General features: G+C 64.7%; 24 protein-coding genes and 1 pseudogene. 5 read left to right on the top strand and 20 right to left on the bottom strand.

The window, feature by feature from the left end; all coding sequences use genetic code 11:
- Nucleotides 1-29: 29 nt before the first annotated feature.
- From ACODS9_RS00210 to ACODS9_RS00195, 4 genes are all read right to left on the bottom strand, one after another.
- Nucleotides 30-950, bottom strand: a complete 921-nt coding sequence (locus tag ACODS9_RS00210; RefSeq protein WP_489092959.1) for a FecR domain-containing protein — start codon at nt 948-950, stop codon at nt 30-32.
- Nucleotides 947-1462, bottom strand: coding sequence for a sigma-70 family RNA polymerase sigma factor (locus ACODS9_RS00205; RefSeq protein WP_401105067.1), 516 nt, complete (start codon nt 1460-1462; stop codon nt 947-949). Before ACODS9_RS00205 ends, ACODS9_RS00210 begins: the two co-directional genes overlap by 4 nt.
- A 214-nt stretch (nt 1463-1676) precedes the next feature.
- Nucleotides 1677-2069 (bottom strand): hypothetical protein, encoded by a 393-nt coding sequence (locus tag ACODS9_RS00200; RefSeq protein ID WP_489092958.1) that lies wholly within the window; start codon nt 2067-2069, stop codon nt 1677-1679.
- Nucleotides 2070-2141: 72 nt separating this feature from the next.
- A complete protein-coding gene (locus ACODS9_RS00195; RefSeq protein WP_489092957.1) occupies nt 2142-2468 on the bottom strand; it encodes a low molecular weight protein tyrosine phosphatase family protein in 327 nt (108 codons plus the stop codon).
- 398 nt (nt 2469-2866) lie between these two features.
- On the opposite strand from ACODS9_RS00195, the gene ACODS9_RS00190 reads away from it, so the two are divergent.
- Together ACODS9_RS00190 and ACODS9_RS00185 are read left to right on the top strand one after the other, a co-directional pair.
- On the top strand, nt 2867-3112 hold the full coding sequence (locus ACODS9_RS00190; protein WP_198754538.1) for a DUF3630 family protein: 246 nt from the start codon (nt 2867-2869) through the stop codon (nt 3110-3112).
- A gap of 104 nt (nt 3113-3216) precedes the next feature.
- Entirely contained in the window at nt 3217-3537 is a 321-nt protein-coding gene (locus ACODS9_RS00185) for a hypothetical protein (protein WP_198754539.1), read from the top strand.
- A 367-nt stretch (nt 3538-3904) separates the two neighbouring features.
- Here the strand turns inward: ACODS9_RS00185 and ACODS9_RS00180 are convergent, their stop codons facing one another.
- From ACODS9_RS00180 to ACODS9_RS00145, 8 genes and pseudogenes are all read right to left on the bottom strand, one after another.
- Nucleotides 3905-6328 (bottom strand): TonB-dependent siderophore receptor, encoded by a 2424-nt coding sequence (locus ACODS9_RS00180; protein WP_489092956.1) that lies wholly within the window; start codon nt 6326-6328, stop codon nt 3905-3907.
- Nucleotides 6329-6417: 89 nt separating this feature from the next.
- The gene (locus tag ACODS9_RS00175) at nt 6418-7251 is read right to left on the bottom strand and encodes a FecR family protein (RefSeq protein WP_489092955.1); all 834 of its coding nucleotides are present in this window, start codon (nt 7249-7251) and stop codon (nt 6418-6420) included.
- A gap of 3 nt (nt 7252-7254) precedes the next feature.
- Nucleotides 7255-7764 (bottom strand): RNA polymerase sigma factor, encoded by a 510-nt coding sequence (locus ACODS9_RS00170; protein ID WP_401105057.1) that lies wholly within the window; start codon nt 7762-7764, stop codon nt 7255-7257.
- 163 nt (nt 7765-7927) lie between these two features.
- Nucleotides 7928-8854 carry a DNA-3-methyladenine glycosylase family protein gene (locus tag ACODS9_RS00165; RefSeq protein WP_489092954.1) on the bottom strand — a complete coding sequence of 309 codons (927 nt, stop codon included), beginning with the start codon at nt 8852-8854 and terminating at the stop codon, nt 7928-7930.
- A gap of 362 nt (nt 8855-9216) precedes the next feature.
- Nucleotides 9217-10224: pseudogene (locus ACODS9_RS00160) on the bottom strand (chitinase); the annotation flags it as partial.
- 37 nt (nt 10225-10261) lie between these two features.
- On the bottom strand, nt 10262-10897 hold the full coding sequence (locus tag ACODS9_RS00155) for a lytic polysaccharide monooxygenase auxiliary activity family 9 protein (RefSeq protein ID WP_046855967.1): 636 nt from the start codon (nt 10895-10897) through the stop codon (nt 10262-10264).
- A 227-nt stretch (nt 10898-11124) separates the two neighbouring features.
- Nucleotides 11125-12813: a phospholipase D-like domain-containing protein gene (locus ACODS9_RS00150; protein ID WP_489092953.1), complete on the bottom strand. Its 1689-nt coding sequence runs from the start codon at nt 12811-12813 to the stop codon at nt 11125-11127.
- Nucleotides 12814-12836: 23 nt separating this feature from the next.
- Nucleotides 12837-13607, bottom strand: coding sequence for a ribonuclease T2 family protein (locus ACODS9_RS00145; protein WP_489092952.1), 771 nt, complete (start codon nt 13605-13607; stop codon nt 12837-12839).
- Between the two features lie 153 nt (nt 13608-13760).
- Here ACODS9_RS00145 and ACODS9_RS00140 point away from each other — a divergent pair, with 153 nt between their 5' ends.
- A complete protein-coding gene (locus ACODS9_RS00140; RefSeq protein WP_046855970.1) occupies nt 13761-13940 on the top strand; it encodes a DUF2986 domain-containing protein in 180 nt (59 codons plus the stop codon).
- A 25-nt stretch (nt 13941-13965) separates the two neighbouring features.
- Nucleotides 13966-14439 (top strand): VOC family protein, encoded by a 474-nt coding sequence (locus ACODS9_RS00135; RefSeq protein ID WP_401105048.1) that lies wholly within the window; start codon nt 13966-13968, stop codon nt 14437-14439.
- A gap of 12 nt (nt 14440-14451) precedes the next feature.
- On the opposite strand, the gene ACODS9_RS00130 is transcribed toward ACODS9_RS00135, so the two are convergent.
- Nucleotides 14452-15324: a LysR family transcriptional regulator gene (locus ACODS9_RS00130; RefSeq protein WP_038705920.1), complete on the bottom strand. Its 873-nt coding sequence runs from the start codon at nt 15322-15324 to the stop codon at nt 14452-14454.
- Between the two features lie 175 nt (nt 15325-15499).
- On the opposite strand from ACODS9_RS00130, the gene ACODS9_RS00125 reads away from it, so the two are divergent.
- A complete protein-coding gene (locus tag ACODS9_RS00125; protein WP_489093130.1) occupies nt 15500-16492 on the top strand; it encodes an NAD(P)H-quinone oxidoreductase in 993 nt (330 codons plus the stop codon).
- A gap of 1 nt (nt 16493) precedes the next feature.
- Here the strand turns inward: ACODS9_RS00125 and ACODS9_RS00120 are convergent, their stop codons facing one another.
- The 7 genes from ACODS9_RS00120 to ACODS9_RS00090 all read right to left on the bottom strand — a co-directional run bounded on the left by ACODS9_RS00120 (nt 16494) and on the right by ACODS9_RS00090 (nt 24287).
- A complete protein-coding gene (locus ACODS9_RS00120) occupies nt 16494-17204 on the bottom strand; it encodes a PA1136 family autoinducer-binding transcriptional regulator (protein ID WP_038705919.1) in 711 nt (236 codons plus the stop codon).
- Complete coding sequence (gene hchA, locus ACODS9_RS00115) at nt 17201-18055, bottom strand: glyoxalase III HchA (protein ID WP_094011105.1); 855 nt, start codon at nt 18053-18055, stop codon at nt 17201-17203. Before hchA ends, ACODS9_RS00120 begins: the two co-directional genes overlap by 4 nt.
- Nucleotides 18056-18174: 119 nt before the next feature.
- Nucleotides 18175-18738: a nucleotidyltransferase family protein gene (locus ACODS9_RS00110; RefSeq protein WP_489092951.1), complete on the bottom strand. Its 564-nt coding sequence runs from the start codon at nt 18736-18738 to the stop codon at nt 18175-18177.
- Entirely contained in the window at nt 18735-19706 is a 972-nt protein-coding gene (locus ACODS9_RS00105; RefSeq protein WP_094011103.1) for an XdhC family protein, read from the bottom strand. The genes ACODS9_RS00110 and ACODS9_RS00105 overlap by 4 nt, the downstream gene beginning before the upstream one ends.
- Nucleotides 19707-19709: 3 nt before the next feature.
- A complete protein-coding gene (locus tag ACODS9_RS00100; RefSeq protein WP_489092950.1) occupies nt 19710-20921 on the bottom strand; it encodes a c-type cytochrome in 1212 nt (403 codons plus the stop codon).
- 2 nt (nt 20922-20923) lie between these two features.
- Nucleotides 20924-21463: a (2Fe-2S)-binding protein gene (locus tag ACODS9_RS00095; protein ID WP_023632847.1), complete on the bottom strand. Its 540-nt coding sequence runs from the start codon at nt 21461-21463 to the stop codon at nt 20924-20926.
- Complete coding sequence (locus ACODS9_RS00090; RefSeq protein ID WP_401105036.1) at nt 21456-24287, bottom strand: xanthine dehydrogenase family protein molybdopterin-binding subunit; 2832 nt, start codon at nt 24285-24287, stop codon at nt 21456-21458. The genes ACODS9_RS00095 and ACODS9_RS00090 overlap by 8 nt, the downstream gene beginning before the upstream one ends.
- Nucleotides 24288-24350 lie beyond the last annotated feature (63 nt).

Raw genomic sequence — 24350 nt, 5'->3', positions numbered from 1 at the left:
CCGGCTCGGGCCTCCACGATTGTGGGCTCCTACCCCTTGCCGATTGGCTCCAGGCGCACCCAGTAGCGCGTCATGCGCCGTGCGCGAACCGGCAACGCGTCTTCCAGGCTGGCCAGGGCGACGTCGGTGTCGTCCAGGTTGAATGCGCCAGACAGGCGCAAGCCAGCGACCTCCCCCGCGCAGCCGAGATAACCGGGGCGGTAGCGCGCCAGCTCGTGGACCACCTCGTCCAGGCGCCAGTCGACGCTGACCAGCATGCCCTCGGCCCAGGCCTGGCCACCGGTGGCCAAGGGTTGCAGGGGGCCGATGTGGTCGGCGGCAAAACTCAAGCTGTACCCGCTGTCGATACGCACCACCTGCGACGCCCGGCTGGGCCGCACCTCCACGGCATGGGCGGCCACCGCCACATGGCTCACGTCGTTGTCCTGACGCACGCTGAAGCGGGTACCCAGGGCCAGGATGTCGCCTGCCACGGTGCGCACGCTGAGTGGCCGCGCATCCTTGGCGGTTTCCACCAGGATCTCGCCGCGCTGCAGCTGGATCAGGCGTTGGCCCGCGTCGTAGCGAACATCGACACGGCTGTCGGTGTTGAGGTCCAGGCATGTGCCATCGGCCAGGGTCAGTCGGCGGCGCTCACCGATCCGTGTCGCATAGTCGGCACTCCAGGGCGAAGCCCGGTACCCCTGCCAACCAACGGCCGCGACGCCGAGCAACAGCGCCAGTGCCTTCACGGCATGGCGCCGGTCGCGCCGGGCGTTTTCCAGGGTCTGCGCGGCACCGCGGGGGGCGCTGTCCAGGCGGCCTTGCAGTTGCTCCAGGCGCGCCCAGGCTGCGGCGTGGCGAGGGTCGGCCATGCACCAGGCTTGCCATGCGGCGCGGGTGGCGTCATCGACACTGCTGTCATGCAGGCGCACGTACCAGTCCACCGCCGCGCTGAGAATGGCCTTCATGCGTCCTCGACCAGCAGGCAATGCATCAGCGCGCGGGCCAGGTGCTTGCGCACGGTGCTTACCGAAACACCCAGGCGTTCGCCGGTCTTCTCGTAGCTCAGGCCATCCAGTTGCACGGCGAGAAACACAGCCCGCGTGCGCGGGCCCAGCCCATCGAGCATACGGTCGATGGCCATCAAGGTATCGAGGATCGCGGCGTGGGTTTCGGCCGAAGGCGCATAACGCTCCGGCTGCTGCGCCAAGGCTTCAAGGTAGGCGCTTTCCAGGCTGCGGCGACGGTACAGGTCGATGGTCAGCCCACGTGCGATGGTCGCCAGGTAGTGCCGCGGCTCCTTGAGGGTGCCGGCGGTGCGCGCCAACAGCACCCGGATGAAGGTGTCCTGGGCCAGGTCCGCGGCATCGGCGGAGTTGCTCAGACGCTGGCGCAACCAACCGTGCAGCCAGCCGCTGTGCTCACGATACAGTGTTTCCAGGCCAGTGTGCGCAGTGCCATCGGGAACAACGGTGGACATCACGCCTCCCTAAAAAAGATTACCAGGTGCAAATAAGAACTTGTCTCAAGTGTACTCAGTGAGGGAAGGATTGGGAATGCTGGCATGTGAAAGGGGTCGCAGGGATTGAAGTCCGCCATAGGCCTTGGTGGGGTCTGGGCATAGCTGGATGTTTGGGCGAGCGCAAAGCGAGGCGAAGATGACTTTTCTAGTGGCCCCTTTCGACCCAAAGCGGTCAATCGCTGTCGGGCAATTCTCGTAGTAACTCCAAAAGCTGTAGCCGGGTGTAGCACTCAGACGGCTTGATGTGTTCCGAGCCCCCCGAGTGGTGATATTCCCCCTCGTCGAAAGCCAGATAGATGTTGAACGCTGGCTGCGGCATCTGCTCATCCATACCCAGGTCAACAATGACCGTGAACAGACCGTTCATGATGTCATCGCCAATCTCAAACGACATTTCACCCAAGATGAATCGTCGAGCAGCTTCAATCGACAGAGTATTCAGCAGCTCCGCAGGGCGCAGGCCCAATTGCCTGGAGTAAAACAATAAATCGGTCAGTTTCAGCTCGGCCCGTTGCGCCGTGCTCAGCAGGGTCTCGATCTTGGTGTCGGGGAGCGCTTTGATCATTGGCATCCTGGCACTGGGCGGTTGATTGCTGGCGAGGCGCCCACGCGATACACGCGGAACCCAATCTGAGGGCTAACTCTCAAGGCAGGCCGCCACGCTGTCTTCCAAGATGGAGATCAACTCAGGGTCCATGTAGCGGTAGTCGTCGGGAATATCCAGGACGTGGAACCGCTTGTGTTCAAGCAAACGTGAATACTCCGCCTGCAGCCGCTGCCGGTGTTTGATCTCCATGACGAAAATGACATCGGCCCAGCGGATATCCGCCGGGCCGATGGGCCTGCGTGCATTCGGGCTAGTGCCTGCCGAGCGGGCGTCAAAGCCTGCGCGGCGGCGCCACAGATTTTCCGCAGTGGGGCTGCGCCATTGGTTGCGGCTGCAAATGAATAGAAGGTTGGTCATCCTTGATCCAGCAATTGGCGGGTGGAGCGAACTGGGTAACTCATGCCGAGCTGGCACGCCCTCTTCAGCTTCTCGGCCCGCCCGTACAGCAACTTCCAGTTCTTTTCCGGCTTGAACTCAGGTGATTGTACTGTGTTGATCTTGCCGTGTTTACGGCCCTGCTGGCGTCTCCAGGCTCGGGTTCTTTGCATATTGGCTTCCTCGTGAGTACCGGGTTCAGCAGCCGCGGTAATACGAGTCAGGCACAGGATAGAAGGGTTTGGGCGATGTTGCGAGCCCTGTCAGAGTTGGTCGGCGTAATTTCGACCCAGAGCGGCCCTTCGCGACCGGCCGCTTACGCCCCATTGCTGCCGTTCGCAAGAACCACGAAAATCTGCATTCGCTTGGTGAGGTGACGCATGGCGATCATAGAAGTATCAGAGCACGCAGATTGGGAAGTTTTCGAGAACGTGGCTCAGCAGCTTGAGCAAGGGCTGGACGGTTACTGGAAGGAAAAATTCGACGGACTGGATCAGCGCTACTGGGATTTGATAGTAGGTGAGCACGCGCTTACCCTGCATCTTGAGCACTATCTGGGCATTTCAATATCTGTACCTGATCATGCCAATGAGATGGTTCAACGAGTACGTGCGTTGGTTAAGTAGCATGCAGCCCCACGTAACCGGACAGCGCAGGTGACGGCAGGCAAAAGTCGGTCAACACAGCCCCTGCCATACAAAGCACACCCTTCAGTATTCGTGGAGAGAGGATGAAAGAGGAATTCACCTACGTATGGTTACTGCCGCTGCTGGAAAAACCATTAGAACAAGCAGCGCAACAATTGCCCCGCGCGGTAAAAGCCCTCGAAGAAAAATACATACTGCCTGACGACATAACATTGCAGCCGCTGGTCATAACAGCGCTGATGTCACACTCCGACTATTGGTCGGGGTTAGCGCTCAAATGGTTGGAGGATGGTTTTCCTATGGATGCCGAGTTGACCACACTTTTGACTCATAGCGTCGAAGATCGGACGCTGTCGCAGTCTCGACGCCACAGGGCACGTAGGCTTGCCTGTCAAACATCATGAGACTGGTCTCATGGTCGCTTCCGGTCAATTACCGTGCTTTGCTAACAGCTGCTATGGGTCAAAAGTAGCCGGGCGAGACTGACCGCTTCTGACCCAGAGCAGACATTGAACCACGCCTTTGTGTTGTCAGTGCAGGCCTCATCGCCGGCCGCTTCCAACAGGACCAAGCGCCGCTTCCAGGCCTGCGCTTCACTTGTGGGAGCCGCGCTTGCCGGCGATGGGCCGCAGAGCGGCCCCAACCTTCCAGCATCTGCTACAGGTCGCAAAGAGCTCACATCGGCGTGCCAGCTTCCGGCCCACGGACAACATTCGCTCGCGCCATGAGCCCTGTGGCAATTACAGCGAGCCCTCGCGCACTACAGCCAAACTAAAATTCAGGCGTGTATTTCACACTGAACATGACGTTGCGCGGGTCGCCGTAGTAGTTGTTGTAGTCGATGGTGTTGTAGGCCGGCTGGTAGTACTTCTTGTCCAGCAGGTTGTTGAGGTTCGCCGCCACGGTCACCTCGTCGCTGACCTTGTACGCGACCCGAGCATCCCAGATGGCATAACCGGGCAGGTCGAAGACGTGGTCATAGGAAGTGGTGCCGGTGACCGCCGTGGTGCCCAGCCCCACGGAGGTACGGCTCCAGTTACCGGGCAAGGTGTAGTCGGCCCACAGCTTGAACTGATGCTTGGGCGTCCAGGTGCTGTAGACCTTGTCCTTGTAGTTGGCATCTTCCAGGTAGCGCGTGGTGTTGTAGACGTAGCCGGCCATCACTTGCAGGCCACTGAGGACTTCACCGCTGACCTGCGCCTCCAGGCCCTGGCTGCGCACCTTGCCTGACGCCTTCGAGCAGTACCAGCCATTGCAGTCCATCGGCCCGCTGCGGTCGAGCACCGCGTGGTGCTCCTGGTCGTAGCGGAACAGCGCGACCGAGGTGTTCAGCGCCCCGTCGAACAACTCACCTTTGAGCCCCAGTTCGTAGTTGCTGCCTATGATCGGCTCGACCACCGAACCGCTGCTGGTGCGTGCACTCTGCGGCTGGAAGACGTCGGTGTAGCTGGTGTAGACCGACCACTGTTTGTTCAGCGCATACACCAGGCCCGCATAGGGCGAAACCTTGCCGTTGCTGCTGGTTGTCGATTCGCTGTAGCCGGTGCGGGCGAAGGACTGGGAGGCGTAGCTGTAGTCGTACCAGCTGGTACGGGCACCGACGATCAGCTTCAGCGGCTCGGTCAGGTTGATCGACCAGCGCGAATACAAGCCTTTCTGGGTGATCTGGTACTCGGTCAACTCGCCACGGCCCCGGCTTGCCAGGCCGTAGATGTCTGGCATCGGCCGGTGGTGGTCGACGTTACTGGAGTCTGCGCCGAAAGTGGGAGCCCTGGCCCAGCGGTCGTCGGTATTGATGCGCGAGTAGTTGGCGCCGAGCAGGAAGGTCTGCTCGAAACCGAAGCCGGTGAACTGGCCGTCCAGGTACAGGTCCAGGCCCTTGCTGTGGGTGGTGAAATCGGTGCTCCAGTCGATGTAGGTGTTGCTGGTGGAGCCGTTGGCCGGGAGGGCATCCCACAACGCCTGGTAGGTCGCGCCGTTGTGTTCGCTCATGTACACGCCGGCAGCCTTCAGCCGCCAGTCGTCGTTGAGCCGGTAGCTGGCGTCGAGGAACACGCTGGTCTGGTCGTTGTTGGCACGGTTCCAGTCCGCGCCGACATAGGTCGAGCGCGACCAGTCGGGGTTGCCGCCGTCGGCATAGCGCGGCAGGCCAAGCATGGCCGGGCGGGCGTGGCCCTTCTGGTTGGCAACGCCAAGGCCCATCGTGAAGTCCGGGGTGAAGTCATAGTCCACGGCAGCGTAGACGGTCTGGTTCCAGCCACGCACATAGTCGATGAACGAGCCGTTGTCGTTCTGGCTGACCACCGTGCGGGCACGCAGGGTGCCCTCGGCATTCAGCGGGCCGCCAGCGTCCAGCTGCAGGCCATAGCGGTCCCAGGAACCGGCCTTGCCGGTCAGGCTGACCACCGCCTTGTCCTGCCCGCGCTTGCGTACCAGGTTCATCGCCCCGCCCGGGCTGTCACCACCTTGCAACAGCGCGGCCGGGCCACGCAGCACTTCGACACGGTCATAGAAGCTCAGGTCTTCGGTGAGGTAGCTGCCGAGCGAGTAGGTATTGCGCGGGATCGGCACGCCATCGTACTGCAGCGTGTCGATGCTGAAACCGCGCGAATAGATGAACAGCCCCGACCCCGGCGAACGGCTGGCGGTGAGGCCGGGCGTGCGGTTGACCAGGTCGCTGATGGTCTGGGTGTTCTGGTCGTCCATCTGCTGGCGGGTCATCACCGTGACCGACTGCGGGATGTCCTTGAGGGTCTGCACGCCCTTGCCCAGGGTGACCGCGCCGGAGGTGTAGGAATGGCTGCCCTCGGTGGTGGTGACCGGCTGGCGGCCGATGACGCTGGAAGCGTCCAGTTCCAGCGCACCGTTGCTGGGTTCGCTGGGCAGCGCGATCAGATACTGGCCATCGGCTGCCTGGGTGAGGCTCAGGTGGCTGCCGGCGAGCAAATGGTGCAGCGCCTGTTCGACGCTCAGTTGCTGGTGCAATGCCGGCGCTTGTACCGCGTGCGCGGCGTCAGTGTTGAACAGAATGCGGCTACCGGTCTGGCGGGCAAGGGCGTTGATCGACTGATCCAGCGGTTGGGCCGGCAGGTCGATGCGGTAGTGCGTCTGTTCGGCCTGCAAAGGCCCGGCAAGCAGAAATCCGAATGTCGCCAGGCCCATGGCCTGACGCAGCGGGTGGATAAAGAGCGTCATGGAATCCCCATCAGAGCAAGTGAGAATGCGTTTCATAGGGATTGGCGTTTGTGCTGACCCGCACATTGATGCAGCGCTAAAAAATTTTTTCAGCGCTGCACATCCACCTGCACCGCACCGCTCTTGTCGCGGCTGACTGTTACCGGCGCCAGCTGCGGCAGGCTGTCGAGCAACTGTTCGACATTGCCGGTCGGGAACTCTCCGCTGAGCCGGTGTTGCCTGGTGGTCGCGCCCTGCAGGCGAATCGGCGCGTCGCGATGGCGGCGCAGTTGCGCCAGGACCGACTCGAGCGGGGTGCCGTCGAAATGGAACAGGTCATGCCGCCAGGCGTCTCGTTCGCCGGGGTTGCTGGCGTGCACCGGCCCCAGGCGCTGAGGGTTGGCAAGCAGTTGCTGGTTGGCCGTCAGCCGTTGACGCGCCATGCCGTTGTCCACCTCAACTTCTCCCTCCAGAACAGCCACCCGCACGCCGTCCAGGTCGCTGCGTACATCGAACACCGTGCCGATATCGCGCACAGCCACGCCCTGGCTACGCACGATGAAGGGCTTGGCTTGATGAGCGACGCTGAACAAGCCTTCGCCATCGAGCAGCTCGAACTGCCGACTGCGCAGGCGATACTCGATGCGCAGCACGCTGCCGGCGTCCAGTTCGACCACGCTGCCGTCGTCCAGGTGCAACGTTTCGCGACCGCTGCTGGCCACCTCGACCTGGCGGTAGCCCAGCGCCGGGTCGGCCAGCCAGGCCCAACCGGCCAGGGCCAGCAGCAGGGCCGTGCCGGCGGCCTTGCGCCGACGATTGGCATTGCGTGCGCTCTGCGCCTTGGCTTCCTGCAAAAGCGCCTCACGGCTGGGCACCAGCGCACGCAGGGATTCAGCGTAAGGCTCGAGGGCATCGCGCGCGCCGGGCGCGCTACGGCGTTGCATCGATCAGGCCTCCGGCTGCCAGCGTTGCGCGAGGGTGCGCATGGCCCGCATGAAATGCTGGGCAACCATGTTCACGGAAATCTCCAGCTCCTGCGCGATGTCCTTTTGTGGCATGCCGTGGATACGGTGGAGCAGGAACACCTGGCGCTGACGCGCCGGCAATGCGTCGATCACCGCCAGCAAGGCACGCAGGCGCTGTTCGAATTCGAGCGCCATCGCACCGTCCAGCGGGTCGCAGTGCTGCTCGACCACGGCGATCTGGCTCTGCGCGTACAGCATGCGGGTGCTTTCCGCACGGCGCCGGTCGATTGCGCGGTTGAGCGTGGCACGCCGCAAAAAGGCCATGGGCACGCTGATGGCGTTGAGTGGCGGCTTTTCCAGGATCTGCACGCAGACATCATGGACCACGTCGCGGGCAAAATGCTGGTTGGAAAAACGTCGGCGAATGTGCTCGACCAAATCGTCGTAGTGCAAGGCCAGGGCTCGCAGGAGATCGTTGTCGGTCGAAGCCATGATGGCAACCAATTGATAGTGAATCTCATTTATATCATGCGCTTTTCAGGTCGGGCAACTTGACCTGCCATGGCAGACACGTCAGCTGTGTTCGGCGCCCAGAGCTTAGACCCCCGATACTGTCTAGTCCTGAAATTGGTTTACACCTGTTCAGGCTGGCGTGTCAGTGCAAGCGTTGCCAGGCGCGCAGCACTGCATAACCGCGCCAGGGTCGCCAGCCCTGCGCGGCTTGCGTTGCCGCCTGTGCGCTGCTCACACCCAGGGCTTTTTGCAGCGCCACATCGCCCGCCGGGAAGGCATCGGGCCAGCGCAACGCACGCAAGGCGATGTATTGCGCGGTCCAGTCGCCGATCCCCGGCAGTGCGCGCAAGCGGGCACAGGTGGCCGCGACGTCCACCCCGGGGCTCAGGATTAGGCCGCCCTCCAGCACCGCCTCGGCCAACGCCTTGAGCGCCGCCTGGCGTTGGCGCGTGATGCCCAGTCGGCCCAGTTGATCACCGCTGGCCGCGATCAGCGCGGCGGGCGTGGGGAACAGACGGTCCATGCCAGCCAGCGGCGTTGTGATGGGTTGTCCGAAGGACGCGACCAGGCGTGCGCCCAATGTGCGCGCAGCGGCCACGGTGATCTGCTGGCCCAGCACGGCACGCACGGCCAGCTCGAAACCATCCACCGTTCCCGGAACGCGCAGGCCCGCACCCGAGGGGAACGCACTGTGCAGCACCGCGTCGATGGCGAGCGGGTCGGCATCCAGGTCGAACGCGGCGCGCACGCGGTTGATCACCGTGGGCAGGACGCCCGCCAGGGAATCGCTGATCGTTACTCGCACCTGAGCGCGCGCCTCGTCAAAGGCCACGCTCAACCAGCCGCAATGTTCCTGACCGTCCTGCATGAGGCGCAGCGTACGGGTGTACGTCCCCTCCTCCACACGCTCCACGCCGGGTATCGCCCGCAGGCACAGAAACCCGAGCATTGCCGCCGTGTCATAGGGCGGACGCCAGCCCAGGAAAAAACAGCCGTCCAAGCGCGCATCGTGCGTTTTCAGTGCCAGGTAGCAGGCGTCGTTTTCGGTGGTGTCGTTGATATTGGCCATGGGTGACATGGTAGCCCCTGTGCATAGCGGTGACTCGCCATTTTCGTACCGGCGCCCTAGTGTGGTGTTTTGCAAATACGACCAATAAATCGCGAGCAATTTTTGCGCTCAGGCAAGGCGTCGCGACGAGTCGTAGCCCAGCTACGGCGAGGAGCGACAACGCCGCATGAGCGCAAAAAGCGCCGCGAGTTATGGTCGTTATTTGTGAAACACCACACTAGCGACCAGGCACAAAAAATCCGATGCCTTGCGGCATCGGATCTTCATGCGGTGATCAAGCCGACAGGCCTCGACTGTCGGGCATCAGGCACGTCTGCCGGATGCTAACTCGATCAGGCGTCGACGGACGCTGTGGCCTTGTTGCCACTGTTGATCAGCGGCCCGTAGCGCCGGCTGAACTCCTGGTTGTAAGGCACGTGGTTCTTGTTGAACCCGCTGTCCCAGTTGACCGACCAGGTCATCAGGCCCTTGATCGACACGCCCTTGGCGTAGAGACGCTTGAACGCGTTGGTCACCGCCGTCGGGTTGATCACATAGCCGGTGGCGGCGGCGTCGACGTTGGCCGGCAGGCCGATGACGAACTTGTCGGCCGGGATCCGGGTGAAGCCGCGGGTGCCACTGACCAGGCTCTCGGTCAGGTAGAACAGGAAGTCCTCCTTCATGGCATCGTTGTTCTGCGCGATCCAGGCGCCGTTGCCATTGTTGGCCTCCTGCACCCAGAGCCCGTCGCCCCCCTGGTTGTAGAACTGCGGGGCGATGAAATCGTAGTACCCCTCCAGTGCCTTGAGGTAGTCGACGTAGCGCCCCGCGCTGGTCAGGTAGGGGAACTCCGGTGCCATGCTGATGATGAAATGCTTGCCCTCGGCGGCGTAGTGATCCTTCACCAGTTTCAGTGCGGCAGGCAGGACGGTCTTGTTGGCGGCGAAATCGATCGCGCTCTGTTCAAGGTCGATGTCCAGCCCGTCGAAACCGTAGGTTTCCACCAGGCGAATGATTTCATTGGCCAGCGGTTGTTCATGGCCCGGGTTCAGGGCGATATGCGCATCGGCGCCGCCCAGGGACATCAGCACCGCCCTGCCCTGGCTGTTGAGCACGCCCACCTGGCGCCGGAACTCGGCATCGGACAGGTTGTAAGGCTTGAAGGTCGGTATGCCGCTGCCCTTCATGAAGGCCACCGCCACCACGTTGTAGTCGCGTGGCACCTCCTCCAGGCTCATGTTGGCGAACTGCCCGCGCTGGTAACCATCCGCCGGGCCGGCCGGCCAGTTGTGCCAGTAGCCCATGAGGATCTTCTTGCCCGCCAGGCTGGGCATCCGCGATGCAGCGTCATCCTGCGCTGCCTTGAGTTGGGTAAAGTCAATCGTTGCCATGTTCTAATCCTTCAGAACGTGTGTAGATCCCGCGGACTTACTGGAAGTCGACGTCGAATGCCTGGTAGAAGGCGTTGCCGGTATTGGCGACGATCCACATCAGCACGATCACGTGACGGCCCTTTTTGTTGGCCGGCAGCTTCACTTCGTGATCGACCTTGGCCTTCAACTCGCCGGCGTGGCTGTAATACGGCACCTGCGGGTAGAAGTCCTCGGCGAACGGCTTGTCTTCCAGTTGCGCACGGGTGATGCGTTGTTTCGGGTCCCAGCCGTCCTTGGTGATCAGCCAACGATAGCCACGGGTGGTATGCGGCGCGGTGTAGCGCCAGGTCACCTTGAACACTTGCCCGGCGTCGACATTGATCAGCGGCCAGGTGAAGGCGCGGTTGAGTTTCTTGCCCATCTCCTCGTCGGTGAAGTTGACGCAGTCACGGGCGTCGGTCTTGCCACCGCTGAGGATGTAGCCATCGGCGGGCGGCGCGACGCTCGGGTTGTCCGACTGGAACGGCGCGGGGAACGGACCGGCGGCCAGGGCCGGGAAGTTCTTGCCGCCTTCCATTTCATCGACCTGCCAGCCGCTCAGCACGCCGAGGTCGATGGCGACGGCGCCACGCGAGGCTGGGGTGGTGACACGACCGTGGCGAAGCGGGTTCTGGTTTTCTGGTTGGTTCATCGTTGTAACTCCATGTGGTTTGAGAACTCTCCCTTTCCGAAGGAGAGGCCTTCAAACTAACGGAGCTGGATTTATTGTCCACGCAGCCATTTTTGGCCCTGGCGTGCTCTGGCATTGGAATCGCCAATGAATACTGGACAAATATACAGTACCGCCTGAGTTCTCCTACCCGCCTTGAAGCAAAACACCTACACGCCAGCGCGACGTCTGGCCAGTGCCCGAGCCTGTCAGCCAATGAAGTACTGCCGGCGCTTCGAGCGGTAGTTGGACGGGTCCAGGTGCGCGGGCAGCCATTGCCCGGCCGTCTCCTTCAGATAATTGCCCTGGCTGCCGGGTCGGGCCTGGTACCTTGCCGCCAGGTAGCGGGCGTAGTGATGGTCGAACAGGCGCATGAATTCGCCGAAGTAGATGTCCGCCACCCGGGTGTCGCCGTGGATCACCAGCATGTTCTCGTCGTTCTTCACCTGGGAGGCGCTGCTGAAGTTCGCCGAGCCCGTCACCACCGTGGGCTGCTCGCCCAAGGGATCGACCAGCATGTACTTGGTATGGATGTAATCGTTGCTGTTGAGCGGGTTGTCGCGTTCCTTCAGCGCGTTGGCCAGCGTGTTGTCCTCGCTCAGATGGCTACCGGCAGCGAAGATCACATCACCGTCGGTACCAATGTTCTCGGTCGCGCTGAGCGGATCGTCCTTGATCACGTAGCGCAGCACATCGTTCTGTGCCTGGAACACCGTCTGGAACTCGGCGGCGATATCGAAAGCAGCGGTGAAGCACACCAATTGACTGGCCGCGCTGGCCAGGTTGGCGTACCACTGCAAGGTCTTGCGCGCCTGGGGCTCGTCCTTGTCCTCGCGCGGGCTGAACACGGGATAGGTGCCCGGCTGCAACGGCAAGGGCGGCTGCGGGCTGGCCAGGGCGTTGGGGGTACGCAATTTGCCCGGCGTCAGGTTGCGTTGCAGGCGTGTCCAGTAGTCGAGGTATTGCCGGGCGATTCCGGGGTCGTGGACGACGTGCCCCACGTTCGAATGGCCGAAGATCCCACCGGCCGAGATATTGGTCGAGCCGGTCCAGACACTGACCGGCTGGCCATGCTCGAGCAGCACGATGAACTTGTTGTGGCGGATACCCTCGCTGACCGTGCGCGGATGAGCGTGAGCGGCCAGGCCGGCCTGGGCGATGGTGGCCTGGTTCTCGGCCTTGTACTTGCTGGCCGCGTCATAGACGACCTGCACGTCGCCTTCACGCGCAGCATCGCTTAGCGCCTGGGCGACCGGCAGGTAGTGAAATTCATAGAACGCCGCGCGCAACCCCATGCCCGGCCTGGCACCGCGTTCGATGAAGGCAAGCAGGGCCTCGTACAAGCCTCGCGAAAGCCATCGCATCGGCTTGGATTGCGGTGCGTCGGGGTCGGGGGCAACGTTGTCGAACTCCCGGGCATAGGCCTGGGAGCCGATCACGCCACGGTTGAAGTACACGTCGTGGCGCACGCCCGTGCCCGGCGCCGCCGTGCTTTCGCAGCGCACACGCACGGCAACACCCAGGGCCTCATCCACACGCAGGTTCTTCGGCTCGCCGAACACCGGTTGCACCGCGTACTCGTAGTCGCCTTCGGCAGAGGCGGTGTAGTCCGCCCACAGGAAGCTCTGGATGGGGTGTTCGCTGGTCGGCACCCGCGTGCCCGGGGGCAGCCCCTTGTCCTTGTCTGCGAAGCGTTTCAAGCCACGCAGGTAATAGCGGGTACGCACCTGGCCGGCCGCGTCGAACTGCTTGCGCTGCACGGCAAAGCCCAGCAGGTTCTGCTCGCCTACCAGCGTCGCAAGGTTCGGTGGCGTGACGAAGTCCCAGGCCAGCACCACGACATGGGTGCCGGCGATGGCGCGTACGCGCAGGTAGTCGCCAGTGGCGGATGCTCGCATGGGAGGCACTCCTTGCAGGAAGGTTACTGGTTGGGTGTGCGGACCTTGATCTGCTGGTTGTCGGGGGTCCCGCCGGCTGGGCACGGCAATGGGCCGAGCTGTTTGTCCAGGCAGACCCAGAGCTCTTTCAGGCGGTTGCCCGAACCCACCGATACCCGCAGGCTCTGCGCAGGCAGCGCCGGGTTATGGGCCAGGAACGCCTGCTTGATGTCGCTCACCTTGGCGTCCACCAATTGGTTGGGACCCGCTTCGCTGCCGAGCATTTCCTGCAGGGAGGGCCGCTGCAGCGAGTCGTAGACCCGCTGTATATCGGCAAAGTAGCGCTCCGGCGATGACCAGCCGCAGGTACCGTGGGCCTGCCATTCGTTCTGCATCAGGTCCGGCCCGGGCATCATGCACAGGTGCTGCCTGACCAAGGGCGCCGGCAGCGAACCGACTGTCTGGCAGTTGCGCGGATGGTCCTGGTTGGACCTGGCGTAGCCATTCTGCGGCCACAGGCCGTGCACCACCCATTCGAAACGATTGCCCGAGAAGCACTGGAAGGCATGCTTTTCGCGTTGCGCCTTGGGCTTGTTGCGCTGGGCTTCACAATGCTCCGGCGACCAGGACAGCACCAGGGCCAGGTAATCGGTGGGCAGGTCCTTGTTGACGTAGTCCACCGGGCGGGCCGGCGCAGGCTCGACGTTGTCGGGCAACGCGCAGATTTGCTCGGCGAAGGTGGGCGAGGCGGCGGCTGCCAGGCAGCCAAAGAGCAGCGCTTTCAGGCAGGTTGCAGATTGTGGCGTCCATTGCATGATGACCTCCTTGTCGGGTGCGACAGGCTCCGTGCCTGTCGCTCGGTTAAACCCGTCAGGTGATGGTGTAGCGCGAATATGACGATTCGTCAGTGGCGGTTTGCTGTATCGTTCGCCCTGCGGCAGCACCCAGCGTCAATGAAGTGGAATAACATGAACCGTCGTAAAAAGATCAACCAGCTGTTGAAAGCCCACGCCAAGAAGGCCAGCGCCAAGTTGGCGCCGAAAAACAGGAACCCCTACATCTCCAAGGCCGACCGGTTGAAACTGGCGGCCGAGGCCGGCCAGCCCGAAGCAGACTCGGTGAGCGACGTCGCGCCGGCACAGCCCTGAACCTTCTGCATGAGCGAGCAATGCGATGGACCTCAAGTTCAGCCACGTGGATGTACTGGTCGCCGATCTGGACGCCGCCTGTAGCTATTACGCGCAGGTGCTGGGCGCCGACATTTCCCGCACGCTGGTCTGGGAACGCGGCGGCCTGCACGTCCACTATGCGATCGCCCGGGTCGGCCAGGAGCGTTTCATGCTGGTCCAGCCGCTGGCGGGCAACCTCAAGGACCTGCTCGATACCCACGGCGAAGGGATGATCTACCGCCACTGCTACTCCACGCCGGACATCGAACAGGCCTATGACCAGCTGACGGCCAATGGCATCCAGCCCGAGGACGAGAACGGCAAGCCACTGGCTCGCGAGCAGCTGCAATCGCCTGCCGGAGCCCGCATCATCTGGTTGCCCAAGCGTTTCGGGCATTTCTCGATCGAGATCATCGAGGCCCAGGCGCTCGAAGCCTTCATCGCAGGCGCGTTCAGCCCTTTGGCCGTTGCAGGCTGACTGGGGCGCCTGTCACTCGCCTGGCCCGGCAAACGCCCGCACCAACTGGTCGATCACCGCGCGCACCCGCGCCGTGTGGCGCAGGTCCTGGTGGGTGACCATCCACACCTCGTAGGGCTGGCTGCGCGTACGCTGCGGCCAGACTCGCCGCAAGCCGTCACGCTGCCCCAGCTCCACCGGGATCTCCCCGAGGCCCAGGCCTTCGGCGATGCCGCGGCGCAGCATCATGCTGGCGTTGGCCGCCATCACCACCCGCCCTTCGCCCATGGGCACGTCCACCAGGGTCGGTTCGGCGCGATCGCGCCAGTACGGCTCATACACCACCAGGTCGTGGCCGGCAAAGCTGCCCTCCTCCGGCACGCCCCGCCGCGCCAGGTAATCCGCCGAGGCGAACAGGCCCATCTGCCAGCTGGCCAGCTTGCGCAGCACCAGGTCGGGGCTGTCCGGGCGCTGGTTGCGAATGGCGATGTCGGTTTCGCGTTGCGACAGATTGACGATCTCCGAACTGCCACTGAGCACCACGCGCACCTCGGGATGGGTCTCATGTACCTGCCGCAGTGCCGGGATGACGAACTCCAGGGCCAGGGAGTCGGTGGTGGCGATGCGCACCTCGCCGGCCTCCTCGTTATCCGCGCCTCGGGTTCGGCGGGCAAGTTCCAGGGCCGCCTGTTCCATCTTCTGCGCCATTTCCACGGCCACTTCACCGATGGCGGTTAACTGATAACCGGCCGGCGTGCGCAGGAACAGGGTCGAGCCCAGGTCCGCCTCCAGCGCCGCCACTCGCCGGCCCACCGTGGCCTGGTCGACCCGCAGCACCCGGGCGGCGCGGCGCAGGGTCTGTTCGCGGCTCAAGGCCAGCAGCATGCGCGCATCATCCCAGTTCATTGGTCCACTCCTGATTCAGCGCAGTCACTGCCGGCTGAAGAAAATCTGCAAAGGTGCGTCGCAAAATCGCCGCGCGACCGGACAACCCGGCTTGCATACCCTGTGACGCAACGGGCCGACACGGCCTTTCTTCAGAATGACAGAGGTCTTCATGCGTCACATCATCCCCAGCCAAATGAGCGCCATCGACATCACCCGGCCAGGCGGCCCCGAGGTCCTGCAGGTTGCCAGCCATGCCACGCCCCAGCCAGGCCCGCGCGAGGTGCTGGTGCAGGTGCATGCCGCCGGCGTCAACGGCCCCGACCTGCTGCAGCGCAAGGGCCTGTACGATCCACCCGCCGGCGCGCCGGCCATCCCGGGCCTGGAGATCGCCGGCAAGGTGGTGGCCATCGGCGAGCAGGTCCGTCACTTTGCCCTCGGCGATGCCGTGATCGCCCTGGTCCAGGGCGGTGGTTATGCCGAGTACGCCGTGGCCGACGAACGCACCACCGCGCACCTGCCGGAAAACCTGTCGATGGTCGAGGGCGCGGCGCTGCCGGAAACCTTCATGACCGTGTGGGTCAACCTGTTCCAGCGCGGCGGCTTCAAGGCCGGTGAAAGCGTGCTGATCCATGGTGGCGCGTCGGGCATCGGCACTACCGCGACGCAACTGGCCCGGGCCTTCGGCGCGGCGAAGATCTTCACCACGGTCAATGGCGCCGGGCAACAGGCCGCAAGCCTGGAACTTGGCGCCGACGTGGCCATCGACTACACCTGCGAGGACTTCGTCGAGCAAGTCATGGCGCACACCGACGGCAAGGGCGTGGATGTGATCGTCGACATCATCGCCGGCGACTACGTGGCGCGGAACTTCAGGGCCGCCGCCATGGACGGGCGCATCGTGCAGATCGGCGTGGTCAAGGGTCCGGCCACCGAGGTCGACCTGTTCCCGCTGCTGACCAAGCGCCTGACCCATATCGGCTCGACCCTGCGCGCGCGCAGCGCCGACGACAAGGCGGCGATCCTCGGCGAGCTGCAGGCCAAGGCCTGGCCCCATGTACGCAGCGGCGCGGTCAAGCCGCTGATCCACGCCACCTTCCCGCTGGCCGCGGCCAGCCAGGCCCATGAACTGATGGAGTCGGGCCGGCATATCGGCAAGGTGGTGCTGAACGTCGTGCACAAAGGCTGAGTCAGTCGAGCGCACCGCTGCCCAGGGCGATCCTGATCGCCTGGGCGGTGGTGCTCACCCCCAGGCGCCGGCGGGCGGCGCGCAGGTGGTTTTCCACCGTGCGCAGCGACAGTCCGAGGGTGGCGGCGATATCGGCCTGGCGCTGCCCGGCGGCGGTCCAGGCCAGGACCTGGCGCTCACGCTCGGACAAACGCCCCTGGCCGCTGGGCGCTTCCAGCAGCCGCCGAGCGCCCGCGAACGCGGCCTGGGCCAGCAGCGTCAGGGCCAGCCGCGCGGCAGGTGTCGCCACGACCTGCGCGCCACCGAAACTCATGGCGCCTTCCAGGCCTGCGGGACCGAACACCGGCACCTGCAAGCCGTGGATACCCGGCCCGCTCGGCGTTCGTACCACGCGGTAACGCTCGTTGCCATCGTCCAGCCGCTTGCTCCAGAAGAACGGCTCGCGTGCCGCCAGCAGGTGACGGGTCACCGGACAGTGGCGCACGTAGGTCTGGGCGTCGACCGCCTGGCCATCGCCGAACCAGTCCCCCTCCACCCAATGGATACGCTCGACCACCTCGTCCCGCGCAGCGCTGGCGCTGAACAGCACGAAACGGTCATAGCCCAGCGGCCGGGCGACATTGCGCACGGCCGACTGGATATCCGCGAGGTCAGTGGCCTGCGCGATCCGCTGGACGGCTTGCACCAGCTGATCGAATGGCAGGTCCCTCATCCGCCGTTGACTGCCTTGAGCAGCGCCGAGGCGGCCAGCTTGCCCAGGGCATTGCCGGCCAACGGACTGTCGCCGGTGAGCAGCTTGCGGTCCTGGTGGACGGCACCGGAGATACCCTCGTTGATGATCTCGACGCCCTGGGCCTGCAGGCGTTCGCCGAACTTCCAGGTCAGGTGGCCGGGCATGTAGCCGATGTCCGGGGTCTTGGCATCCAGATCGTCAGGGAAGGCGCAGATCTTGTAGCCGTCGTAGAGCTTGCCGCCGGCCAGCAGCGCCGCCGGTCCGTGGCACAGGGTGATGACGAACTTGTCGTGGTCCGCCGCCCATTTCAGCACTCGCCCGACTTCCTCGCTTTCCGGCAGGCCGATCAAAGCGCCGTGGCCGCCCGGGATGAACACACCGATATAGTCCGAGTCCTCACCCAAGGCCTGTTCCAGCACATCGGCGAGCTTGCGCGGCTGCTTGAACGCTGGCTTGTAGCGATCGAACAGGCCCAGCACTTCGGTGTCCTCGCCGGGCATGGCCCAGTACTCGAACTTGACCGGGTTGCCCGACAAGGTCGCGACGTCGAAGGCAAAACCGGCCTTGTCCAGGTGGTACATCGGCAGCAGGGTTTCCACCGGGTGGTTGCCGGTGGAGAACAACGTGCCGTTGTCGGTGAGCAGGTAGCGCTCGTCGGCGCCGATCAGCAGGACCTTCCAGCGTCCGCCGCGGTAGGCGTCGGGATAGTCGGCGCCGCTGAGGTCGGACTTGCGCGAGGTGAACTGGCTGAGGGAATACGGCGAAGGGAAGAAGGCGTTGTCCTCGGCCGGGTCGGGCGTTGGGCGTTTGTCGTCGTTGGGGCTGGTCATGGTAGTGCTCCTGTGGCCTGGGGTAGGTAACCGGATCCATGCTAGGAGGCCGCCGGATGAGCGGCAATGAGGGTTTTCCCTCAATGGTGGCGTCGGTGAGGTGGCGGCCCCAGGGCAGTCTAGCCGAGCGCCGAGGGCGTATCGACGTCGCGCAGCACACCGCTGTCCTGCAAATCCAGGAGCAAAACGCTGTTCGCATGCCGCCGCAGCACCGAGCGCGCCCCTTCATCACCAGCCAACAGCGTCAGCTCGGCCCAGTAATCCCGGCCGAACACCACCGGGTGGCCGTTCTGCCCCTGATGACGCGGCACCACGATGACCGAGGGCGCCGCCGAGGCGAGCAGACGACGGAAGGTCTCCGCCCCGATCCACGGCATGTCCCCGAGCAGGATCGCCACAGCCTGCGCCTCGCTGTCACCCAGCGACGCCGCGCCGGCCGCCAGGCTATGGCCCATGCCCATGCCCGCCTCGGGGCTGTGGACGACCCGGCAGGCTGGCGGCAGCCCAAGATCCTCGGCCCGCTCGCCTGCGCGCAGCACCACGCGTACCTCGTCGAACACCGCCAGGGCGCGCTCGACGCTGTGCTGCAGCAGGCTGCGACCATCGGCCATCAGGGCCTGGCGCTTGTCCGCGCCGAAGCGCGCGCCCTGCCCGGCCGCGAGCACCAGGGCGACGACCTTCACAAGGCCTCGCGGGCGATGCCGCTGCGGGTCCGCAGGATATCGGCGAGCACCGCCAGGGCGATTTCCGCCGGCGTCTTGCTGCCCAGGTTCAGGCCGATCGGCGCATGAATGCGCGCCATGTCGGCATCACCCAGCTCGCCGATACGGCGCAGGCGCTCACGACGCTTGGCCGACGTGGCCTGTGAGCCCATCACACCGATGTAGAACGCTTCGGTACGCACCGCTTCGAGCATGGCCAGGTCGTCGATCTTGGGGTCGTGGGTGAGCGCCACCACCGCAGTGTCGCGATGGCAGCCGCCGTTGGCGATGAACAGCGAAGGCAGTTCACGACGGATTTCTATCCCGTCCAGCGCCACGTTGTCCATCACCTCGTCGCGAGGGTCGCACAGCACCACCTCGAAGCCCAGGCCCTTGCCGAATTCGGCGCAGAAATGCGCGACGCTCGAATACCCCGCCAGCAACAGGCGCTGGGCGGCGCCGATGCGCAGGCGCACGCAGTGCTCGCCACGCTCCACCCGTGGCCCCTGGCCGAGGTCATCGCTCAGGCGCCGTTCACCGCTGCGCAGGTCGACCTCGCGCAACAGCCGCCGACGCCCGAGCAAGGCGCTCTCCAGCTCGGCAAGATGCGCCTGGGTGGCGCAGTCGCCGGGCAGGTTCTCCACCAGCACGTCGAGAATGCCGCCGCACGGCAGGCGAATGTTGCCGCGGGTGTCGCTGCCGTCGCCATAGCGCACCACGGCAACCGCCGTGGCGAACTCGCCGGCGGCGACCCGCTCGAGGAAGTCATCCTCGACACAGCCGCCCGACAGCGATCCCACCCAGTGCCCGCCTTCGCTCACCGCCAATAGCGAACCCGGCGCGCGCGGCGCCGAGCCATAGGTGCACAGCACGCTGCACAGCCACACGCGCAAGCCGTCGCGCGACCATTGCGCCGCCTGGCGCACCACCTGCAGGTCGAGATGCTGCACGGGTCAATCCGCCTTCAGCTGGGCCAGCTGCTGGGTGGTCAGGTCGCCCGGCAGGCCGCCCCAGGCTTCGCGCAGGTAGTTGACCATGTCGGTCATCTGCTGGTCGTCGAGCTTGTCGGCAAAGCCCGGCATCGGCTGCATGCGCTCGAAGCCGGTGAACTGCTGTTCGCGGATGCCGTCGACGATGGCCTTGACCAGGTTGCGCGAGTCGGCCTGGCGCAGCACGGTGTTGCCCTGCATGGCCACGGCAATGTGCGGCTTGCCCTCGCCATCGCCGCCGTGGCAGCCGGCGCAGACATTGAGGTACTGCTGGCGGCCGCGCTTGGCGCTCTCGCCCAGGGTTTCATGGGCCACCGCCTGCACCACCTTGGCCGCCGGCGGCTGGTCGCCGAGCAGGTAGGTGGCCATGGCCGACAGGTCGCTGTCTTCAAGGTGCTGGGTGCTGTGGTGCACCACCGGGTACATCTCGTTGAACATGCTGCCCTGGGCACTGATACCGTGCTTGAGGAAGGTTGCCAGGTCGGCCTGGTTCCAGCCGCGGTCGGCCAGGTCCTGGGCCAGCAGGCTAGGCGCCAGGTAGCCCAGCAGCAGGCCGCCGGTCAGGCGCTTGTCCTGCTGCAGCGCGCCGATGGGATTGCGCGGGGTGTGGCACTCGCCGCAATGGCCGAGCACTTCGACCATGTACTGGCCGCGCTTCCATGCCTCGCTGTTGCCCTTGCCTTCCTCCAGCTGCACGCTCTTGCCGTACAGCAGGTTCCAGCCCATCAGGCCGGTGCGCACGTTGAACGGGAAGCTCAGGCTGGTTTCCGGCGCCGGCCGGTTGATTGGCGCCACGCTCATCAGGTAGGCGTGGATCGCATCGGAGTCCTCGCGCTTGATCAGGTGATACGAGGTGTAGGGCATGGCCGGGTAAAGGTTGGCGCCGTCCTTGCGCTTGCCCTCGGTGAGGGCGGCGAAGAACTCGTCGCTGCTGTAGTTGCCGATGCCGTGCTGCTTGTCCGGGGTGATGTTGGTGCCGTAGATGGTGCCGAACGGCGAATGGATTGGCAGACCGCCGGCGTAGGGCGCGCCGCCTTCGGCGGTGTGGCAGGCCATGCAGTCGGCGGCGCGGGCGAGGTATTCGCCGCGCTTGATCAATGCCTCGTCGGCCGCCTGGACGTTGCAGGCGACCAGCGCGCCAATGGCCAGTGCCAGGCTGCTCAGAACTCGCGTCATGCTCAACCCTCCTTGACCAGGCCGAGGTCGCCCAGCACGTCGCGGGTCGCCTCGTAGTAGCGCACATAGCCGGTGCAGCGGCACACATGGTGGCCGAGGCTGGCTTCGATGGCCTGCTCCAGCTCGCTCTTTTTCAGCGGCTTGCGCTGGGCCTTCTCCACCAGCACCGTGGCGGCGTTGACGAAGCCCGGGGCGCAGTAGCTGCACTGGAAGGCGAAGCGGTCGACGAACTTCTGCTGGATCGGGTTCAACTCGGTGGGGTTGCCCGCTTCGTCGCGTTTGGCGTGGCCTTCGATGGTGCGCACTTGCTTGCCCTCGAAATAGTGCGCGCCGGTGATGCAGGTGCGCACTTCCTCGCTGGTGCCGTCGGGGTTGTCGACGATCACCACGCAGGCATGGCAGATGCCCTGCCCGCAGCCCAGGCGCGAGCCTGTGAGGTTCTGGTACTCGTGCAGGTAGTCGATCATCGCCAGGTCATCGGGGACCACCTCGGTGACGACAGATTGACCGTTGAGGGTCAGTTGCAGCTTGCGGTCAGCCATTGAGGGCCTCCTTGACGCGGGCGGGGGTGATGGGCAGGTCGCGGACACGCTTGCCGATGGCATGGGCCACGGCGTTGCCGATGGCGCCGACCACCGGGATCATCACCACCTCGGCGATGCCCTTGGACGGGTCGGTCGGCGACAGCGGCGGCAGGATCTCGGACGTCTGTTTCCATACCGCCACATGCCGGGCCATCGGCAGACGGTAACGGTTGAAGTTCCAGTCGCCCTCGCCTGGGCCACCCTCGTACAGCGGCATCTCCTCCAGCAGCGCATGGCCGATGCCCATGGCGATACCGCCCTCGAGCTGACCCTTGACCAGCTCGGGCACCAGCACCCGGCCACACTCGACCCAGCTGTGGTGGTTGAGCACGCTGACCTCGCCGCTGCCCTTGTTCACCTTGACCTCGACGATGGTCGCCACCGGGCTGTAGTAGGTGACCATGGCGTTGTTCAGCTGGGTAGCCGGGTACTCGACGTTCTGCCGGTCGAGCAGGTGGAAGCCGGCGCTGTTCATCTGCGCCTTCTTCGCGTTCAGCGCACCGTCGCCGTACTTCACCGCCAGGGCATCGAGCGGCAGGCGCTCGCGCACGCCGTCGATGACGAAGTCGGCCTCGGCCCAGCTCCAGCGGTTGAAGCCATGCACGCTGACGCCGGTGATCAGGCCCATCTCGTGGGCCTTCTTCGCAAGCTCCGCGAACGGGATCGGCTCCAGGCCGTTGCCGGTCAGCGCGCCGTTGACCCACACCGCGTTCTCGCGGCGCACCACCAACGGGTTGGCCTGGCCGCCGAACGGACCCTGGCTCCACAAGGCCATGGCCGCCGGCCACAGGCCGTGGTTGAACAGCACCCGGGCCGCCTCGCGGGTGGCGTGGCTGAAGTAGAACGCCGAGTTGGTCGCCGACGACGGCGAAGCCAGCTTGGCGACCCAGCGCGGGTTGCGCAGCGCGGCGTCCTGCTCGGCCTGGCTGATCAGGTAGGGGTTGCCGCTGGTGCTCAGCTGCAGCTCAGGCCATTCGGTCTGGGCGGTCTGCACGTGATCGGCGACGCGGCCAAGGAAGTCGCTGACCACCAGGGCCTGGGAGGTCGACATGCCGGTGCCCAGCTCGGTGCCGATATGGCGCAAAGTAATCTGGCCATCGGCAGTGAACTCGACCGCCGCCATCGGCGCCTCGGCGCCGGTGCCGAAGTCCTTCTGGGTGATGGCGAAGCCCACGCCGTACCAGTTGTCGTGGTCCTTGGCGTCTTCGGCCTGCTTGCGCGCATGGCGGTTCTTCCACCAGTCGTGTTCCGCGGCCTTGTCGAGGATCTCGTGCAGGCGCAGGGCACCGGCGGGCACCGCGCCCTGGGTGTTCTTCATGCCCGACTTGAGCGCGTTCTTGCGGCGCAGCTCGATGGCATCCACGCCCAGGCGATCGGCGATCTCGTCGACCATCATCTCGGTGGCGGCCATGCTCTGCAGGGTGCCGTAGCCGCGCATGGAGCCGGCCTCGACGCCACGGGAGTGGTAGGCGGTGACCGACAGGTCGTTCTGCGGCATGTAGTAGATCGACTGCGCAGCGGTAGCGCCTACTGAAGCCACCGACGGGCTGTAGTTGATGCGCCCGCCGCCGTCGACGGTCATGTCGGCGCGGAAGATCTTGAAGCTCATGTCCTTCTTGTCGACGGCCAGCTGGTAGCGGATGTCGAACGGGTGGCGCTTGATGCCGCTCTGGAACTGCTCGTAGCGGTCGTTGGCCAGGCGGATCGGCACACCCGCGCCATACAGCGCGGCGACGGCGGCGTAGAACACGAAGATGTTGTTGTCCTTGGAGCCATAGCCGACGGTGTAACCCGGGTGCATGTTCAGGTGCTTCAGGCCGAAACGCGACGGTTTGATCATGTGCACGCATTCCTGCGCCACTTCGAACGGGCACTGGGTGGCGACGACGAAATGCAGGGTGCCGGTGGCCGGGTCGAACCAGCCGTTGCCGTTGTCCGGCTCGAGGGCTGCGGGCTCGATCGACGGGGTCTTGTAGCGCTCGTCGAACAGCAGCCAGTCTTCCGGCGGTTGCTTGAGCTGCTCGTCGATACGCTGGGCGTAGAACATCCCCTGCTCGGTGAGGGTGCCGTGCTGCTTGGGCTCGGCGGTCCATACCGGCTTGCGCGCCAGGATGGTGGGGAACAGCATGGTGTTCTTCAGGCTCGAGTATTCGTCCTCGTCGAACGGCGTCTTGCCGGCCACGCGCACGAAACGGAAGCTGCCGTAAGGATCGCGCTGGTACAGCGGGGCCTGGGCGCCGTAGCGGATCGCCTGGTCGTTGAACTGCAGCTTGAGCTTGGCCTTGCGGAAGCGCTCGAAGTCGTTCCAGATCAGGATCGCCACCGGGTGGCCGATGAACATCGGTACCTGGCCGGGCGGCAGCAATGGATCTGGCGAGTGGGCCTCGGGCCAGGCGATGCCGTCCTTCTTCAGGTCATCGGCGCTGACGACGCGGTCCGGCTGCAGCTCGGCGCCCAGCAGCGACAGGTCGTAGCCCGCGTAGATACGGTCGGCCTTGGTCGCCTTGAGCAGCATGGCGTGGCCTTGCTGCTGTGGCCAGCCAGGCATGTCCTTGGCACGGATGTCGCGGGCGAACACCTTGTTGCCGCAGACCTTGGACAGCGCGTCGTTTCGCGAAAGCGCCTTGCCGTCGTGGTTCATCCACTTCTGCGGCGAGGTGGTGACCTTGCTCTCCATCAGGGCGGCGAACGCCTGGCTGCCGAGCGGCGCCATGGTCACGCCGACACCGGCGATCAGCCCGCCTTGCAGGAACGAACGCCGGGAAATATCACGGTTGGACATGGTTGATCCTCTGGGCAGCTCTTGGGTTGCCCATGCTTTTTCTGGTGCTTGAGAAACTGAAAG

The organism is Pseudomonas sp. FG36, from assembly GCF_057809275.1.
Note: the sequence above shows the minus strand (reverse complement) of the source record. Positions and strands in the feature narration are given on the sequence as shown.

Bases quoted from the DNA above. Each gene is read 5' to 3' on its own strand.
- ACODS9_RS00205 (WP_401105067.1), bottom strand. From the start codon at position 1,462: ATGTCCACCGTTGTTCCCGATGGCACTGCGCACACTGGCCTGGAAACA.
- ACODS9_RS00155 (WP_046855967.1), bottom strand. From the start codon at position 10,897: ATGAACCAACCAGAAAACCAGAACCCGCTTCGCCACGGTCGTGTCACC.
- ACODS9_RS00185 (WP_198754539.1), top strand. From the start codon at position 3,217: ATGAAAGAGGAATTCACCTACGTATGGTTACTGCCGCTGCTGGAAAAA.
- ACODS9_RS00180 (WP_489092956.1), bottom strand. From the start codon at position 6,328: ATGACGCTCTTTATCCACCCGCTGCGTCAGGCCATGGGCCTGGCGACA.
- ACODS9_RS00100 (WP_489092950.1), bottom strand. From the start codon at position 20,921: ATGACGCGAGTTCTGAGCAGCCTGGCACTGGCCATTGGCGCGCTGGTC.
- ACODS9_RS00165 (WP_489092954.1), bottom strand. From the start codon at position 8,854: ATGGCCAATATCAACGACACCACCGAAAACGACGCCTGCTACCTGGCA.
- hchA (WP_094011105.1), bottom strand. From the start codon at position 18,055: ATGACCAGCCCCAACGACGACAAACGCCCAACGCCCGACCCGGCCGAG.
- ACODS9_RS00210 (WP_489092959.1), bottom strand. From the start codon at position 950: ATGAAGGCCATTCTCAGCGCGGCGGTGGACTGGTACGTGCGCCTGCAT.
- ACODS9_RS00130 (WP_038705920.1), bottom strand. From the start codon at position 15,324: ATGAACTGGGATGATGCGCGCATGCTGCTGGCCTTGAGCCGCGAACAG.
- ACODS9_RS00120 (WP_038705919.1), bottom strand. From the start codon at position 17,204: ATGAGGGACCTGCCATTCGATCAGCTGGTGCAAGCCGTCCAGCGGATC.
- ACODS9_RS00090 (WP_401105036.1), bottom strand. From the start codon at position 24,287: ATGTCCAACCGTGATATTTCCCGGCGTTCGTTCCTGCAAGGCGGGCTG.
- ACODS9_RS00150 (WP_489092953.1), bottom strand. From the start codon at position 12,813: ATGCGAGCATCCGCCACTGGCGACTACCTGCGCGTACGCGCCATCGCC.
- ACODS9_RS00170 (WP_401105057.1), bottom strand. From the start codon at position 7,764: ATGGCTTCGACCGACAACGATCTCCTGCGAGCCCTGGCCTTGCACTAC.
- ACODS9_RS00190 (WP_198754538.1), top strand. From the start codon at position 2,867: ATGGCGATCATAGAAGTATCAGAGCACGCAGATTGGGAAGTTTTCGAG.
- ACODS9_RS00125 (WP_489093130.1), top strand. From the start codon at position 15,500: ATGAGCGCCATCGACATCACCCGGCCAGGCGGCCCCGAGGTCCTGCAG.
- ACODS9_RS00140 (WP_046855970.1), top strand. From the start codon at position 13,761: ATGAACCGTCGTAAAAAGATCAACCAGCTGTTGAAAGCCCACGCCAAG.
- ACODS9_RS00135 (WP_401105048.1), top strand. From the start codon at position 13,966: ATGGACCTCAAGTTCAGCCACGTGGATGTACTGGTCGCCGATCTGGAC.
- ACODS9_RS00200 (WP_489092958.1), bottom strand. From the start codon at position 2,069: ATGATCAAAGCGCTCCCCGACACCAAGATCGAGACCCTGCTGAGCACG.
- ACODS9_RS00195 (WP_489092957.1), bottom strand. From the start codon at position 2,468: ATGACCAACCTTCTATTCATTTGCAGCCGCAACCAATGGCGCAGCCCC.
- ACODS9_RS00145 (WP_489092952.1), bottom strand. From the start codon at position 13,607: ATGCAATGGACGCCACAATCTGCAACCTGCCTGAAAGCGCTGCTCTTT.
- ACODS9_RS00175 (WP_489092955.1), bottom strand. From the start codon at position 7,251: ATGCAACGCCGTAGCGCGCCCGGCGCGCGCGATGCCCTCGAGCCTTAC.
- ACODS9_RS00095 (WP_023632847.1), bottom strand. From the start codon at position 21,463: ATGGCTGACCGCAAGCTGCAACTGACCCTCAACGGTCAATCTGTCGTC.